The sequence below is a fragment of the Flavobacterium restrictum genome (assembly GCF_007097245.1).
GTDB lineage: Bacteria > Bacteroidota > Bacteroidia > Flavobacteriales > Flavobacteriaceae > Flavobacterium > Flavobacterium restrictum.
This window is the reverse complement of sequence record NZ_VJZT01000008.1, coordinates 15,575-33,247: the sequence shown is the minus strand read 5'-3', so window position 1 is coordinate 33,247 and position 17,673 is coordinate 15,575. Positions and strand designations below refer to the sequence as shown.

Genomic DNA, 17,673 nt, shown 5'->3' with positions numbered 1-17,673 from the left:
TTAAAACCCTTTCAAAGTAGTGTTTTGAAAGGGTTTGTGGTTTTAAGCGGTTACCATTTGATTGGGTTGCACTTCGATGGGTTTTTCATTTACAAAAACGGTTATTTCTTTATCGCCTTCTAATGAAAATTGGGTTTCGTTATGAGTGACTGCAATTTTTAAAATTTGATTTCTAAAATTGATTTTAAACGAATAGCCTTCCCATTCTTTTGGTATTTTTGGGGAAAAGTGTAAGCTGTCGTTTTTGACTCTCATACCCCCAAAGCCTTCTACAATGCTCATCCAAGTTCCGGCCATTGAAGTAATGTGGCATCCCTCTTCGACTTCTTTATTGTAATCATCAAGATCCAAGCGGGAAGTTCTCAAGTAGAATGTGTAGGCCATATCCATTTTGTCTAATTTGGCGGCTTGAATGGAGTGTACGCATGGCGAAAGCGAACTTTCATGCACGGTAAAGGATTCGTAAAAGTCAAAATTACGTTCTAGTTCTTCTTTCGAAAAATGATTTTCAAAAAAGTAGAAACATTGCAGCACATCGGCTTGCTTGATGTAAGGTGAGCGCAACACGCGATCCCAAGACCATTTTTGATTAATAGGACGTTGGGAGCGATCGAGGTCTTTTACTGGAACGAGGTCTTTGTCTAGGAAGCCATCTTGTTGCAAGTAAATACCCAATTCAGCTGATTTAGGGAAGTACATGTTTTGGGATACGGATTTCCATTCGTGCAATTCGGTTTCAGATAGCGCCACTTTTTCGATAATGCGTTTGTGATCCAATGGGTATTCTAGAGATACTTTTTGAATTTGTTCGTAGGCATAATCAATACACCATTTAGCAATATAATTCGTGTAGAAATTATTGTTGATGTTGTTTTCGTATTCGTTAGGGCCAGTAACTCCTAGGATTACATACTGGTCTTTTTCTTTAGAAAAAGAAGCTCTTTGATGCCAAAAACGAGCAATTCCTATTAATACTTCCAATCCTTTTTCAGGGATATAGGAGTAATCTCCCGTAAAGCGGTAGTAATTGAAGATGGCAAAAGCGATGGCGCCGTTTCTATGAATTTCTTCGTGTGTGATTTCCCATTCGTTGTGGCATTCTTCGCCATTCATTGTTACCATTGGGTACAAAGCTGCTCCGTTTTTAAAACCTAAATTGTCCTTGGCATTTTCGATAGCTTTGTCTAATTGGTTGAAACGGTAGGTTAATAAGTTTCGAGCCACTTGCTGGTCTTTGGTCGCCATATAAAACGGAATGCAATACGCCTCGGTATCCCAGTAGGTTGATCCACCATATTTTTCGCCAGTAAATCCTTTTGGTCCAATGTTTAAACGGGAATCTTTACCAAGATAGGTTTGGTTTAATTGAAAAATATTAAAACGAATGCCTTGTTGTGCCTTTACATCGCCAGTGATGGTAATGTCTGACATTTCCCAAATTTTGGCCCAAGCAGCAATGTGCTCTTCTAGCAACTGGTCGTATCCTTTGTGTAAGGCCACTTGAATTATTTTTTCGGCGGCAGTTACCGTGTTTTCGTGGTTTAAAGAAACGGTATAACCACCTATTTTTTGGATGGACGATTTTTCTCCTTTGGCAACAATAGTATCATAGGAAAACTGGATTTTATCCGAAAGTGCATCAATAGTCGACGGCGAAATATGGGTAAGTTCGCCATTCGTCAAGATGCTATTGTGCATAAAAGTAGTTACTTTGAAATGCGTTTTGAAGGTTTGTGCGGTTACAAATCCCTCGTTTCCTGATTTTTTTACGTCAAGCGGTTCCCAGAATTTTTCTTCCCAGTTGGTATCTTCATTGGTAACACCAGCGTCTACATACGGTTTGTAGACAATTTTGGCATCTTTGTTTAAAGGTGTAATTTCGTAATTGATGTAGCCCACTTCGTCTAATTCTATCGAAAGAAAACGACGAACGTTAACAGCAATTTCGGTTTTATTTTTAAGTACAGCGGTAAAGGAGCGGTTGTACCATCCTTCCTTCATGTTCAATTCTCTGCGGAAATTGCTCACTTCGGTACAGGAATTAAGGTCAAAGTTTTCGCCATTAATCTCGATGTCAATTCCAATCCAATTGGGAGCATTGAGGACTTTGGCAAAATATTTTGGGTAGCCATTTTTCCACCAACCCACTTTGGTTTTATCTGGATAATAAATTCCAGCGATATAGCTTCCTTGAAAGGTATGTCCAGAGTAATTTTCTTCAAAATTAGCACGTTGTCCCATCGCTCCATTTCCTATGCTGAAAAGGCTTTCGGAGGATTTAACTCTATCTACATCAAATCCTTCTTCAATGATGGACCAATCGTTTGGTTGTATATAATCTTGGTTCATTTGTTTTTTTTATTAATTTTTCAATGGTTATTTTCATGCAAACAGTAGCGAGCTACAGCTTTCATTTCGGGATTACTTCTGGATTAATTGGTCTAGAAAACTAGTTTCAATATGTGTAAAATCTTTAAATATAAATTGGGCTTCGTTCAAAGTGGCCGTGTCTCCAATACCAATACTGGTCATATTCCCAATATTAGCCGCTTGAACACCTGCCACTGAATCCTCAAAAACAATAGCATCTTGCGGTGCGGTATGTAATAATTGAGCCGCTATCAAGAAAACTTCGGGATCGGGTTTCGCATTCGAAACGTCATTGCCGTCTACAATGGCATCAAAATAATCTAGAATTCCTGTTTTGGCTAGAATAGGCCTGGCGTTTTTACTGGCTGAACCCAATGCAATGGGTTGTTTTTTTAGTTTCAAATAGTCTAAAACAGGCAGTACTCCTGGCAGAATTTCACTTTGATCCATATCGACCAAATAGGATAAATAGTCTTCGTTTTTTTGAACCAACCATTTGTCTTTATCTTCTTGCGAGGCATTGATGTTGCCTAATTCTAGTATAATATCTAGTGAACGAACGCGGCTTACTCCTTTGAGCAACTCGTTGTGTTCGTGAGTAAAATCAATATTCAATTTGTTGGCAATTTTTTTCCAAGCTAAAAAATGATATTTTGCCGTGTCTACTATTACCCCGTCTAAATCGAATATAAATGCTTTAACCTTTTCCATTTTTAATTTAAAATAATTATTTACTAGTTGATTTTTCTTTTATGAAAACAACTCCTATACCTGCGAGCAACATGGAGACTCCAGCAATGACAATAATTGCCATTGGAAATCCTCCAAAAAAAGCAATTAACGTACTTCCTAATAACCCAGCGGCTATTTGTGGCAACGTAATTGTGGCGTTAAAAAGTCCCATATAAACCCCCATTTTATCGGCGGGTAATGAGCCAGAAAGCATAGCGTATGGCATGGCCAAAATTGCTGCCCAAGCAAAACCTACACCTATCATAGAAAGGAGTAACATGTTTTTATCGTGAATCAAAAACATGGAGATAAGTCCTAAACCACCTAATAGTAGCGAGAAACTATATGTTTTTTTGCGACCAATTGACTTGGCTATAGTTGGGATTAACAAAGAAAAAAGAGCAGCAACGGCGCTATAAAAAGCAAATAATACGCCTGTCCAATCTCCAGCTTCGTTAAAACCAATTGATTTTGCATCTAATGCTTCTGGGCCCCAAACCTGATCCGCAATTGCTCTGGTGGTATATACCCACATCAAGAATAAAGCAAACCAAGAAAAGAATTGTACAATTCCCAACTGCCAAAAAATAGTTGGTGCATTTGCTATTAACTTGAAAATACTTGTTTTTTCTTTTTTTACTTCGGCATCTAGTACAATGTTGTTGTATGCGGTATGGTCTTTTGGGGAGTATTCTTTGGTTTTAAAAACAGTCCAAAGAACGGTTATCAATAATATGGCACCCCCAATATAGAAGGACCAAATTACCGATGCGGCTACTTTTTCGCCAGCTTCGGGTACATTTGCAATACCCGCTTTGGCTAAAATCCAGGGCAATAAAGAACCAAAAACGGCTCCAAAATTAATTAAAGCACTTTGTAGCGAGTACCCTAAATTACGTTGCTCGTCATTGACCATGTCTCCAACCAATGCTCTAAAAGGTTGCATGGTTACATTGAACGAGGTGTCCATTAATAACAACATCAATCCACCAAAAAATAATGGGGGTAATAAGTACGCAAAATATTCGGCATTGGGCATAAAGAACATAGCCGTTGCCGAAACGATGGCACCAAAAAAGATAAAAGGGATTCGTCGTCCAAGTCTTGTCCAAGTTTTGTCGCTTGATAAACCAATTATGGGTTGCACAATTAATCCAGCCATTGGGGCTGCTAGCCAAAAATAACCAATGCTATGCACATCAGCTCCTAATGCTTCAAGAATTCTACTCGTGTTTCCGTTTTGCAAGGAGTATCCTATTTGCACTCCCAAGAAACCAAAACTTAAATTCCAAATTTGCCAAAAACTCAATTTTGGTTTTTCCATTTTTGATACTTTTTAAAAATTAATACAGACAAACACGATGTTTATCCCAAAAAATGAATGGCGAACCATTTATTTATTTCTCAAAATAGCGCGTGCATTTTTACTTTGCCTGCGGTATTTTTTTGTTTTTTATACTCACAAAAATACTGAAACGGTCTGGTAAATAATGCAGTAGATTTTTAAATCTGCTTATTTGGGAGACAGTTGGAGCCTTTTTTTTAAAATCGGCTGCCGTACGCTTTGGTACAGAAACTAATTTTAATGGAATTGTATATAAGTAGGTGTTTTGGAGAATGAGATTTATTTGGATTGAATCCAAAAAACAATAAACCTAGTAAACGCATTGGTTTATAGGTTGGTGTACTTTTCAAAACGCTTCTTATTTTTCGAAGTAAAAGAAAAAGTTTTGAGTTGGTGTAAATATAATTCTTTTTTCTAAAGGTTTTAATTTTAGAAATTTTTAAAATAACGAAAACGTTTTTTGTTAATAAGTTGTTTCCTTTTGGGCTAATTTGTTGATTCTCGCTCTATAAGATGTGTTTCAATGACTTCGGTTTTGTAGTTTTCTTCGCCATCTTCCTCCTCCGATTCCAAGCGATCGATTAGCATTTTGGCGGCTTTTTTTCCCATTTTAGAACCGCTTTGACTGACAGTTGTAATGGTTGGTGTGGAATATTTAGAAATAATTCCGTCCGTAAAGGCGATTACAGCCAAATCATCAGGCACTTTTAATCCTATTTTATGGGCTGTTTTAATGATGGTTACGGCAAAAAGTTCGTTTACTGCAAAAACAGCATCAATGGCTTTGTCTTCCATTAATTTGCCAATGGTGATTTCGCAGGTATCTACATCTTCGATTTTGATGATTAGGTTTTCATTAAAGGGAATTCCGTTGTCCAAAAGCGCTTTGATATAACCGTCAGTACGCAGTTTTCCTACGCTCACATAATCTACGGTGGTTACGAGTGCTATTTTTTTTCGGCCTTTGTCAATTAAACTTTGAACGGCTTCGTAGGCGGCCGTTTTATCGTCTATGATTACTTTGTCACACAGCACTTCGTTGGTGATTCGGTCAAACATGACTACGGGCATTCCTTGATTAATTACTTCGGTAATATGATGAAAATCGGCTTTGTATTGGGTTTCTTTGGATAGTGACATGATAAAACCGTCGATGCTTCCATTGGCTAGCATTTCCATATTCAAAACTTCTTTGTCAAAGGAATCATTGGATAAACAAATGATAACACTGTAGCCTTTCTCGTTGGCAATTTGTTCGATGCCATTGATAACGGTTGAGAAAAAATAGTGTACAATTTCCGGAATTATAATCCCAATGGTTTTTGTTTTTCGGTTTTTTAAACTCAGCGCAATATTATTAGGTTTGTAGTTGTAAAATTTGGCGAAAGCCTGCACTTTTAGTCTGGTTTCTTCGCCAATTTCTAGGCTATTTCGGAGTGATTTTGAAACGGTGGAAATGGATACATCGAGTTCTTTTGCAATTTGTTTTAAGGTAACTTTCTTTTTCATGATCGTGGGGTGTGAAAATGTTATTCTTCAATAAAGATAGGATTATTTTTTATTTATTGCATTTTTCATTAACAAATTATAAATAAACTTCAAAGTTTTCAACACTATCACGTTTTCGTAAGTCATTATGATATATGTCATGTTGATGTTGTTAATATTTACTTAATTTTGAAATTCGAAGTAAAAGAATCAAGTTACAGTACTACCAAACTCAAATTAATTTAAACAAAAAGTATGAAAACAATTTATAAAAAGTTGTTATTTTTATTACTACTCCTGCCTATGAGCATGCTAGCTCAAAATGTAGTTAGCGGAACTGTTGTTGATGCAGTGACAAAACAGCCAATTCCAGGGGTAAATGTAAATGTGCAAGGCACCAGCAATGGTGTTTCGACAGATTTTGATGGAAACTATAAGTTGCCTAATGTTAAGAAAGGGGATAAAATTATTTTCTCTTTTATAGGTTACAAAAGTGCATCAGTTAGTTATGATTCTCAAAAAAGTCTTACCGTAAGTCTTACCGAGGAATCCAATCAATTGCAAGAAGTTGTTATTCAAGTAGGATACGGATCGGCAAAGAAAAAAGATGCAACAGGGTCAGTTGCCCTGGTAACTGCCAAAGATTTTAATAAAGGAGCGATTGTATCTACGGATCAATTACTAGCAGGAAAAGCCGCTGGGGTTCGAATTACTAATAGTGGTGGTCAACCGGATGCTTCTCCTAATATTAGAATTCGTGGTGGCGCGTCGTTGAATGCGTCTAACAATCCTTTAATTATTATTGATGGAGTTCCTATAGGGGATAATAATCCAGCAGGAGTTAGCAATCCTTTTACCTTAATAAATCCTAATGATGTAGAGAGTTTTTCTATCTTGAAAGATGCGTCTGCAACAGCTATTTATGGGGTAAGAGCTTCGAATGGTGTGATCTTGATTACAACCAAAAAAGGAACAACTGGAGCGCCACAATTTAATTATTCGGCCAATGTTTCTATAGGACAAGTGGGTAAAAAATTAAATGTTATGAATGGTGTGGATTTTACAAAATTCATCCAACAATACCACCCAACAAAAACCAATCAGCTTGGAATAGATGATCCAACTACTGATGCTGTTGATAATCTAGCTACACCAGAAATTGAAGGTAGAATTTTAAGCAATACCGATTGGCAAGATGTTATTTTGAGAACGTCTATCTCAACGGATCACAATTTTAGCGCAAGAGCTAATTTGTACAAAAAAATACCTTTTAGAGCTTCTGTTGGGTATAATAAAACACAAGGTTTGGTTCGAAATAGTGATTACGAGCGTTTGAGTTACTCTTTTAAAATGACGCCTAAATTGTTGCATGACGATTTAAAAATTGATATCAATGCCAAAGGAACCTATACAAACAAAAATACAATTGACGAAGATGGTGCTTTAGGTGGTGCGTTAAGTATGGATCCAACCAAACCCGTTTACGGAGATTCATTCAATAATAAATTTGATGGGTATTACCAATCTACTTTGTTAAACGGAAATAGAGATTTAATGGTTGGTTCTACTAATCCACTTGCTTTATTGGAACAAAGAAAAAGACCAGAAAGAGCCGTTCGTTTTTTAGGAAATGTAGAATTTGATTATAAATTGCCTTTTTTACGTGACTTAAGAGCGGTAGTGAATTTAGGTTTAGATGCGTCTCAATCTAGAATTAGAGAGTCGTTTGCAAACAATGCTTTGGCGACTTATACTTTCAATCAAGGTACAGATCATACGAGCAATTATTTGTTCAATCCAGGAATGAGCTACCTAGAGAATCAAACGTCTACAAACAAAACAATGGATGCCTATTTAGCCTATTCTAAAACCTACACTGGTTTTGTAACTAAATTTGATGCGCAAGCGGGGTATTCGTACCAAGATTTTAGAACAGATGGGTATTCAGAACAATTTAGAAACAACATTGATACTGGACTTAGAGAGCCTAATATCAATGCTAATAACCCAAACAACAGGTATTATTCGCCTTTGAATTTGCAAGCCTTCTTTGGTAGAACCAATGTTGATTTGTTAGGAAAGTATTTGTTTACAGCGACTCTTAGAACAGATGCTTCGTCTTTGTTTACTCCTGAAAACAGATGGGGAATCTTTCCTGCTGTAGGTGGAGCTTGGAAAATAAAAGAAGAAGCCTTCTTGAAAGATTCTAAACTTTTCCAGGATTTAAAATTAAGATTGGGTTGGGGTAGAACAGGACAATCTAACATCCCAAATCGTTATTTTCCGTCAAGACCACTTTTTACACCAGGAAATGTCACTAGTCAATATTTGCCAAATATAACTACCTACACACCGCTACCGTACAATGCTGATTTGACTTGGGAAAAAACAACTACTTATAATTTAGGTTTGGATTTTGAATTGTTTACAGGAAGTATTTTATCTGGAGCATTTGATGTATATCATAGAAAAACAACTGATTTGTTAGCAAATGTTCCCTTTGCAGCAGGAGGAACAGGGGGTAGTGAATTTATAAAAAATGTTGGTTCTATGGAAGGTGATGGTCTTGAATTGTCATTGAACGTAAAAGCCGTTTCAAGCGATGATTTTAACCTGAACTTTGGGGGTAATATAGCTTACAACTACAGCAAAATTTCTAATTTGAAAGAGCTTACAGTAACTCCTGATACAGGAAGTACCGTAGGAGGAACAGGTGTTTATTTGGCCTACAATCCAGTAGGATACCAACCATATTCGGCTTGGGTATTCCAACAAATTTATGATGCCAAAGGACAACCTATAGTAGGTGCTTACACAGATTTTAATGGCGATGGCGTTATTACAAATGCTGATAAATATTACAAATCATTGCGTCCCAACTGGACTTTTGGTTTCAATACCAGTATTAATTATAAAAACTGGGATTTAGCAGCTAACTTTAGAGGACAATTAGGCGGACAAGTGTATAACCGTAAAGTAGCTAGTAACGGAAGTATTCAAAGCGCAATACCACAAAACGGAAATTCATTAAACAATGTTTTGAATTTTTATGACGGTACTGCCAATCCTATTTTTGATAATTTTATTGGAAACGAACAATTTAGTGATTACTTGTTAGAAGACGCTACTTTCTTGCGTTGCGACAACATTTCATTATCGTATAAATTTGCTAAATTTATTAATAAATCTTCTTTACGAGTAAGCGGATCTGTTAATAATGCGTTTATCATAACCAACTATTCTGGTCAAGACCCAGAGAGCTTCAATGCAATTGATGGTAATTTTTATCCAAGACCTATTACGTATACTTTTGGAGTAAGTCTTGATTTTTAATTTTTATAAAAATAATAGTATGAAAAATTTTAAAATTAATAAAATAGGATTAGGGATAATGCTAGTTTTATTCCTAACGATAAGTTGTACTGGGGATCTAGATACAGAGCCTAAAGGACAAGACAAGAGTTTGGCTCAATTGTTAGTAGAGCAACCAGGACTTGCGGGATTAATTTCCAAAGTATACGGATCCTTTGCTTTGTCAGGTGCTTCTGGACCTGCAAGCACCGATACGCCTGGCGATGATGCAGGAGAATCTCCATTCTTGAGAGGAATTATCAACTTGCAAGATTTCTCTGCAGATGATATGAAAAACCGTTGGGGTGATAATGGTCTTGACCAATTGACTACTACTGCAAACTGGGATGAGAACAATAAGTTCATGCGCTACATGTACAATCGTGTGTATTACACCGTGCCTCAAGCCAATCAAGTTATTGCGCAAATGAATACCTATAACATTAGTGGTAAAGATCAAGTAATCTCCGAAATGCGTTTTTTACGTGCTTTGGCCTACTATTATTTGATTGATTGTTTTGGAAAAGGAGTTTTGTTGACCGAAGCTGATTTGGGAAGTACGGTACTTAAAAAAGAATCGACTAGACAAGAATTGTTTGATTTTGTTGAAAAAGAATTACTAGATATTGAGGACAAATTACCAGTTACCAATGGGTATGGTCAAGCCAATAAAGCTTGTGGTAGAATGTTATTGGCTAAATTGTATTTGAACGCCAAAGTATACACAGGAACAGCCCGTTATGCCGATGCTTTGAAGTATTCTAAAAAAGTAATTGACGAAGGTGGCTATTCATTAGCACCTAATTTCCAAAGTTTGTTTTGTGCCGATAATGATAAAACAGCTGCCAAAAACGAAATTATTTACGCCTTGATTGCAGATCCATTAATTAGCCAAAGTTACGGGAACACAACCTATTTAGTACTTGGAAGTTTGAATTCAGCATCGATGCAGTTGAGCGATTATGGAGCAACTGACGGCTGGGGAGGACATAGAGCAACCAAAGCTTGGTATGGTTTATTTGGAAACAGTGCCGATCAATTAGACGCTTCCTCTGATGATAGAGCACACTTGTTCTGGTCTAACGCCAATGATGTAGATCCTGCCAAAAGACATAGTTTTGAAATGACAAACTACAAAACGTGGACGGATGGATATCCTTCAACCAAATTTAGAAACTCAAATTTCGCAGGAACCTCAAGCCCAACTTATTTTTCAGGAACCGATTTCCCTTTGTTTAGATTAGCCGATGTGTACTTAATGTATGCCGAGTCTGTATTAAGAGGCGGTGGAGGAACTACTGCCGAAGCATTACAATATGTAAATGCCATTAGAATTAGATCTCACGCAGCTACTATAACTTTGGGGCAGTTAACGTTAGATTATATTCTTGACGAAAGAGCAAGAGAATTAAATTTTGAAGGACATCGTAGAACGGATTTAATTCGTTTTGAAAAATTTACAGGTGGATCGTATTTATGGCCTTGGAAAGGTGGTGTGAAAAACGGAACTGCTATACCAGAATCGTATAACTTATTCCCAATTCCTTTAAAAGCGATTCAATCTAATCCCAATTTGACTCAAAATACAGGATATTAATATTTAACTATTATCAATGAAAAATATATTAAAAACAACCGTTTTTGCATTTTTGCTTATTGCATTAGGTTCTTGTACCAATGACAAAGAACCAATACCAACCGCAAATGGTTTTGAGTTGAAAGATGCTTCAACAACTCCTCCTCCTACGGTATTGCTTCAGGCAAATGATGCACTTGTGTACAACAATATGGTTTGGGACAGAGCTGACAATGGTGTTGCTGCGGCTTCTACATACGAAGTGATTATCTCGGATCATGATAAAGATCCTAATTATGTTAATCCAGTAACGTATACAGGTATTGGTTTAGCATTAGCTCCTGAAACAACCTGTACCTTGACTATAAAAGAGTTCAATACGTTAATCAACCAATTGCCAACCTACAATTGTGGCGTAATGAACATTGATATTCGAGTAAAATCTACTGTGGGTAAAGTGGTAGGAAATGCTTTTATTCAATACTCTAACCCAATTACTGTTGCAGTTACAGGATATTCTACTAATTTGCCTTTGTTAGGTTTTGTAAAAGATGGTGCCACTCCAGCAGCTGCTCCTCAAATTGCAGCCTCAAGATTTGATAAATTCAATGATTACGAAGGGTATATGTATCTTGAAGCAGGTAGCTATAAATTCTATCAACCAGATGCGTGTGGTAGTTTTGCTGCGCCAATAATTTATGGTGGTGCAGGAGGTATTCTGGTGCAAGGCGGTACAACAAGTATCGTAATTGACAAAGCCGGAGACTATCAAGTAAAAGCTGATTTGACAACTGGAGCTTTAAAATATTCAGTAAAAAGTATCAAAGCTTTTGGTGTTTTTGGATTAGGAGTTCGTAATAATCCGGGTTCAGCAAATGCAGTTCCTATGACAGATGAAGGCAACAAAAATAGTTGGAAAATTACAATCGAATTGTTTAAAGGAAGAAAATTCAAATTCAAATCTAATGATTGGATTGGAGATTTGGTAGGTACACCTGCATCTGTTCCACCGGGTGCCACAACTACATTAGTTTCTATTTTAGGGAGTAGTACAACACCTAATGTATTGACCGAAGTAACAGGTACTGCAGGAGATATTACTGTTCCAGGGACTAATGATGGAACCAAACAAAAATACGACCTTGCCATTGATGTAAGTAAAGCAAGAAACTATACTTATACCGTGACATTAAATCCAAATTAGATTTTTATAAATCGTTATTGAAAGGGCTATTTTTTTAATAGCCCTTTTTTCATTTTCATTTAAAATCCAAATACCATGAAAAAAATCGTACACTTATTCCTGTTCCTATTCCTGTTTTGTATTTCAGCATCGGGACAGTTGTTGCAAAAGGTTACCTATAGTGTAACCCCAGCGACTTTTGAGGAAACTGCAGCAATAACCATTACCATAAATGGCAATTCCATAACGGAATCTTCTTGGGGTGTTTCGGATCATTCCCTTTATTTATGGGCGTGGGCTTTTGATACTAATGATACTACGCCCAAGGGAACTCCCCTTAATGGTTCTTGGACAGTTTCGGATGAGGCGAGTAAATTTACCTACGATGCCACCACTGATACGTACAGCAAAACCATTACACCAACCACGTATTACAATGCAACAGGAATTGGTAAAATTGGGTTTTTGATTAAAGCCAAAAACGGTACTGGCGATAAAAAATCACAAGATTTATTTGCCGAGGTGGGCATTTTTCAAGTGACTTTGACAGCGCCATTACAAAACAGTACTACAATACTCGCTTCGGGAGCTAGTACAACAATTACAGCAACAAATACCAATGGAGCCGCCAGTTATAATTTGAAAGCCAATGGCGTTTCCATAAATACAAATACAAGTACGGTCAGTTATTCATTTACTCAAAATAACATCACGACCAATCAAAATTATGAGTTAGTAGTTACCCAAGGGACAACACTAATTTCTAAAAAATTCAATGTTGTTGTTAGTCCAACCACACTAATCGAGACGATGCCTGCTGGCTTGCTAGACGGAATCAATTATGATCCTTTGGATGCAACCAAAGCAACGTTAGTATTAGACGCACCTTTCAAAGATTTTGTTTACGTGGCGGGAAGTTTCAACAATTGGCAACCCAATGATAGCTATGCCATGAAGAAAGATGCAACACCTAATTCTACTAAATTTTGGTTAGAATTAACCGGTTTAGTTGATGGAACAAGCTATTCCTATCAATACTGGGTAGTCGATGCCACCCCAATTGCGGGTACGCCATCATTAGTAAAAACCGCCGATCCTTATTCTACTTTGGTCTTATCTCCTTATGATGATTCGGGTATTCCTGCAGCAACCTATCCTAACTTACCTGCTTATCCTAGCGGGCAAGAACGTGAAGTAACTGTTTTAAAAACGGGACAAACGCCGTATGCTTGGAGCGCGGCAACTACTAATTTTGTGAAACCTGAAAAAGAAAAACTGGTTGTATATGAAGTACTCATTAGAGATTTTGATGCCAACAGAAATTTTCAGAGTTTGATTGATAAAATTGATTATTTCAAAAATTTAAAAGTCAATGCGATTCAGTTAATGCCAATAATGGAATACGAAGGCAACGAAAGTTGGGGCTATAATACCTCTTTTCATTTGGCTTTAGATAAGTTTTACGGCACCGCCGATAAGTTAAAAGAGTTCATTGATTTGTGCCATCAAAATGGGATTGCCGTCATTTTGGATGTGGCTTTAAACCATGCTTTTGGACGAAATCCAATGGTCAGAATGTGGATGAATGATCCTGATGGAGATGGTTGGGGTTCACCATCTACAGAGAATCCCTATTTTAATACCGTTGCTATGCACAGTTACAGTGTGGGTGAAGATTTGAATCATCAGCAACCTCGCACTCAAAACTATGTAAAGCGTGTTATTAAACAATGGGTTGAAGAGTTCAAAATTGATGGTTTCCGTTGGGATTTAACCAAAGGATTTACTCAAAACTGCCCGTCAACAGTTGCGGGTGGACAAGAGGCTTGTACCGGATCCTATCAAGCAGATCGTGTGGCGGTACTAAAATCCTATGCCGATTATTCTTGGAGTTTAGATCCTACACATTATACCATTTTTGAACATTTAGGTGGCGACACCGAAGAGCAACAATGGGCAAATTATAAAATTACCGAAACACCAAGCAAAGGAATTATGTTGTGGGGAATCATGAACAGCCAGTACAATGAATTGTCCATGGGCTATACCAGCAACATTTCGAGAATGAATAGTGCTTCGAGAGGATTTACCAAAAACAGATTAATGGGCTACGCCGAAAGTCATGACGAAGAGCGTTTAATGTACAAAAATTTGCAATATGGCAACAGTACAAATACAGCTCATAATGTCAAAACATTGGCTACGGCACTCTCTAGAATGTCAGCAATTGGTGCAGTGTCCTTGTTGGTTCCTGGACCTAAAATGATTTGGCATTTTGGTGAATTGGGTTGGGATAAATCCATATTCACCTGTAATAATGGCACTGTAAATGACGACTCTGCTACCATTTCAGGCAATTGTAAATTAGACACCAAGCCACAACCACAATGGGTAAACAACTGGTTGACGGATGTGAGTAGGGGCAAAATTTATACAGATTGGGCCAAAATAATTGTACTTAAAACCACCGAGCCCGTTTTTCTAGGAACGGTAACCATGCCCAGTGTGAGCAATTTGTATCCTAATATAAAAATAACCAATAGCAATTTGTCATCCACACAACTGAAGGACGTTTTGATTTTGGCCAATTTTAATGTAACCACTCAAAACGTGGTAACTGGTTTTCCGTATGCTGGAAAATGGTACAATTTAATGGATAATTCGCCTCTTGATATTACAGATGTGAATGCGGTAATTAGCATTCCTGCTGGCGATTTTAGAATTTATGGCAACCAAGCCAGCACGTTAGGCACCACCGTTTTTGATGGTATTCAAGAATTAAAATTGTATCCAAATCCTGCCGCAACTTATTTTAAATTATCCCTGAATGCGAGCAAAGTTCAAGTGTATTCGCTCACAGGACAATTAGTCAAAACTTTTACGGCTACTACCCAAGAGTATTCGTACCTGATAAACGACTTGCCCCAAGGCTTGTATTTTGTCAAAGTAATCCAAGAGGATACTACCATAAAAATGATGAAGTTCATAAAAAAATAATTTTTTATTTTCTCCAATACAAAGCAGCAGTAGGCAATCGTTTACTGCTGCTTTTTTATTTTTTAAACAAAAAATCAAGCTGGATTGCAGTTATATTATATTTTGTAGTAAACTTAATGTATCTGCTTTTATTTTTGTATTATTGTAAGTGTAAAATAAACACTTAACTATGAAAAAATTATGTAACCTCTTTTTATTGGTCGTTTCATTGCATTTATTTGCTGGAAAACCCACCAATTATTCCTTTGTTAACGCTGATAAAACCATAAAAGTTGCATTCTATTTGAACGCCAAAAAGAGCCCAAATTACAAAGTATTTTACAACGACAAACTCGTAGTCAATGCTTCGGAACTTGGAATCATTCGCGAAGACGGCAATTTTTATACTAATTTAAAAATAGTTGCCGTTTCAAAAGCAAAACCAATAACCGACAATTATGCCATGCTACAAGGCAAACGCAAAAACATTGGCTACCAAGCCAATCAATATACTGTAAGTCTAAAAAATAGTCAAGGGAAAGCAATGAATATCATTTTTCAAATTTCGAATGACGGCATAGGATTTCGGTATCATTTTCCAGAAACATCTCCCGAAATCAAGAAAATTATCCTAGAAAAAACCAGTTATAATTTTGATGCTTCCGCCAAAGCGTGGTTGCAACCCATGTCTAAAGCCAAAACAGGATGGAAAGAAACCAACCCGTCCTATGAAGAGCATTACGCTATGGGTGTTCCCGTAAACACGAAGCCCGCTATTGGCGAAGGCTGGGTTTATCCCGCTTTGTTCCATACCAATGACACGTGGCTTTTGGTTTCGGAGGTTGGATTACCCAGGAATTATTGCGGCAGCCGACTGGTTTATAATGACGTTTCAAAAGCCATGCAAGTTACTTTTCCTCAAAAAGAAGAGGTTTTTCCTAACGGTGCCTTGAATCCAGAATCTACTTTGCCTTGGTTCACCCCATGGCGCATCATCACTGTAGGCTCCTTAAAAACCATCACCGAGAGTACCTTGGGAACCGATCTTGCCACGCCTGCAATTCCTATGGATACTTCTTTTATAAAAAGCGGACTGTCCTCTTGGAGTTGGGTTTTGCTAAAAGATGAGTCGGTAAACTATGAAACTACCCATAAATTCATCGATTATGCTGCCAATATGAATTGGCCGTATTGCTTGGTCGATGCCGATTGGGACACCCGAATTGGATATGATAAAATGAAAGACTTGGCCGCTTACGCCAAAGGGAAAAACGTAAAACTACTGGTTTGGTACAATTCATCAGGTTCTTGGAACAGTACCGAGTACCATCCAAAGAGCAAATTGATAACCCATGCCGATAGAGATAGGGAATTCTCAAAACTCACCGAAATGGGAATTGCAGGCGTCAAAGTTGATTTTTTTGGTGGCGACGGACAATCCATGATTGGGTATTACCACGACATGTTGGTCGATGCCGCAACTCATAAATTGATGGTAAATTTCCACGGTGCTACATTACCAAGAGGTTGGCAACGTACCTATCCCAATTTAGTTTCCACCGAAGCCGTAAAAGGATACGAGTACATAACCTTTTTTCAAGACATTGCGGATTTAGCCCCTTCCCATTGTGCGATGTTACCCTTTGCCCGAAATGTTTTTGACCCAATGGATTTTACCCCAATGGTACTCGATTCAATCCCAAATATCACTCGTAAAACCACGCCAGCTTTTGAGCTTGCCTTACCCGTTTTATTCCTATCGGGTGTGCAACACATTGCCGAAATCCCCGAAGGAATGGCCAAAATGCCACAATACGTTGTCGATTATCTCAAAGACATTCCAACCAATTGGGACGATTCTAAATTCATTGACGGTTATCCTGGAAAGTATATTATTATGGCACGAAAAAAAGACAACGTTTGGCACATCGTAGGAATCAATGGCGAAAACACTCCCAAAGAAATCGAAATTGATTTGTCATTTGTAACCAATTCCAAAGGATTCCTCATTTCCGAAAACGAAAAAGGATGGCAACAACTTACTGTTTCAAAAAACACCAAACTAAAAGTGACCCTAAAACCACATGACGGATTTGTCGTGAAAATTTAATTTGTAGAAAGATTTTAACTGATTAAAAACCTCGTTAGTTTGTGCTTTCGAGTTTTTTTTTGATTAGAAATTGAAACTTCCCAAAGAATAATTTTAGACTAAATTACTTTTAAAACTATGGATTATTATCTTGGTTTTGATAAGTTGTAATTGTGTTTTAGTAGCTGAAATTTCAGGGTGTTTTCAATGATTTGTTTTGTTTTTATGATGTTGTCTTTTGTAGTTTCGATATTACAATCTTCATTAATAAACGCAACGGAAATAGTAATTGGTAATAATCCACCTCTCCCTTTTTTTATATAGTCTATTTCTTCCTTCCAATTTCGATTTATAAATCTGTTTTCTACGTTCCAGTTTTTGTGTAAAACAACTTGTATTCTTCTTAATTGACCACGTTTAATAACTCCCGATATTATATTTTCTATGTCCATCATTTAATAAATTATATACAGGCATGCAAGATAAAAACACTTGAATAACGAAGTTCTTGTTCGATTTGTTTCTAGTTTAAACGCTAATTTACCCTATATTTATTACCTGAC

The 17,673-nt window shown here is 37.1% G+C and carries 10 protein-coding genes; 5 read left to right on the top strand and 5 right to left on the bottom strand.

From position 1 onward, the window contains the following. Nucleotides 1-42: 42 nt before the first annotated feature. From FNW21_RS08960 to FNW21_RS08945, 4 genes are all read right to left on the bottom strand, one after another. Nucleotides 43-2,349, bottom strand: coding sequence for a glycoside hydrolase family 65 protein (locus FNW21_RS08960; RefSeq protein ID WP_144256404.1), 2,307 nt, complete (start codon nt 2,347-2,349; stop codon nt 43-45). A gap of 72 nt (nt 2,350-2,421) precedes the next feature. Continuing rightward, nucleotides 2,422-3,081: a beta-phosphoglucomutase gene (gene pgmB, locus FNW21_RS08955; protein ID WP_144256403.1), complete on the bottom strand. Its 660-nt coding sequence runs from the start codon at nt 3,079-3,081 to the stop codon at nt 2,422-2,424. A 16-nt stretch (nt 3,082-3,097) separates the two neighbouring features. Next, entirely contained in the window at nt 3,098-4,426 is a 1,329-nt protein-coding gene (locus FNW21_RS08950; protein WP_144256402.1) for an MFS transporter, read from the bottom strand. Between the two features lie 507 nt (nt 4,427-4,933). Further along, nucleotides 4,934-5,956 (bottom strand): LacI family DNA-binding transcriptional regulator, encoded by a 1,023-nt coding sequence (locus FNW21_RS08945; RefSeq protein ID WP_144256401.1) that lies wholly within the window; start codon nt 5,954-5,956, stop codon nt 4,934-4,936. Nucleotides 5,957-6,190: 234 nt separating this feature from the next. Between FNW21_RS08945 and FNW21_RS08940 the strand changes: the two genes are divergently transcribed. The 5 genes from FNW21_RS08940 (at nt 6,191) to FNW21_RS08920 (ending at nt 17,131) form a co-directional block, all read left to right on the top strand. Further along, complete coding sequence (locus tag FNW21_RS08940; RefSeq protein ID WP_144256400.1) at nt 6,191-9,268, top strand: SusC/RagA family TonB-linked outer membrane protein; 3,078 nt, start codon at nt 6,191-6,193, stop codon at nt 9,266-9,268. 19 nt (nt 9,269-9,287) lie between these two features. Continuing rightward, nucleotides 9,288-10,883: a RagB/SusD family nutrient uptake outer membrane protein gene (locus FNW21_RS08935; protein ID WP_144256399.1), complete on the top strand. Its 1,596-nt coding sequence runs from the start codon at nt 9,288-9,290 to the stop codon at nt 10,881-10,883. Nucleotides 10,884-10,899: 16 nt separating this feature from the next. Next, nucleotides 10,900-12,066: a hypothetical protein gene (locus FNW21_RS08930; RefSeq protein WP_144256398.1), complete on the top strand. Its 1,167-nt coding sequence runs from the start codon at nt 10,900-10,902 to the stop codon at nt 12,064-12,066. A 75-nt stretch (nt 12,067-12,141) separates the two neighbouring features. Beyond that, entirely contained in the window at nt 12,142-15,042 is a 2,901-nt protein-coding gene (locus tag FNW21_RS08925; protein WP_144256397.1) for an alpha-amylase family glycosyl hydrolase, read from the top strand. 169 nt (nt 15,043-15,211) lie between these two features. Further along, nucleotides 15,212-17,131 (top strand): glycoside hydrolase family 97 protein, encoded by a 1,920-nt coding sequence (locus FNW21_RS08920; RefSeq protein ID WP_144256396.1) that lies wholly within the window; start codon nt 15,212-15,214, stop codon nt 17,129-17,131. Nucleotides 17,132-17,256: 125 nt separating this feature from the next. Here FNW21_RS08920 and FNW21_RS08915 read toward each other — a convergent pair whose 3' ends face one another. Then, nucleotides 17,257-17,565: a hypothetical protein gene (locus FNW21_RS08915; protein ID WP_144256395.1), complete on the bottom strand. Its 309-nt coding sequence runs from the start codon at nt 17,563-17,565 to the stop codon at nt 17,257-17,259. Nucleotides 17,566-17,673: the final 108 nt, after the last annotated feature.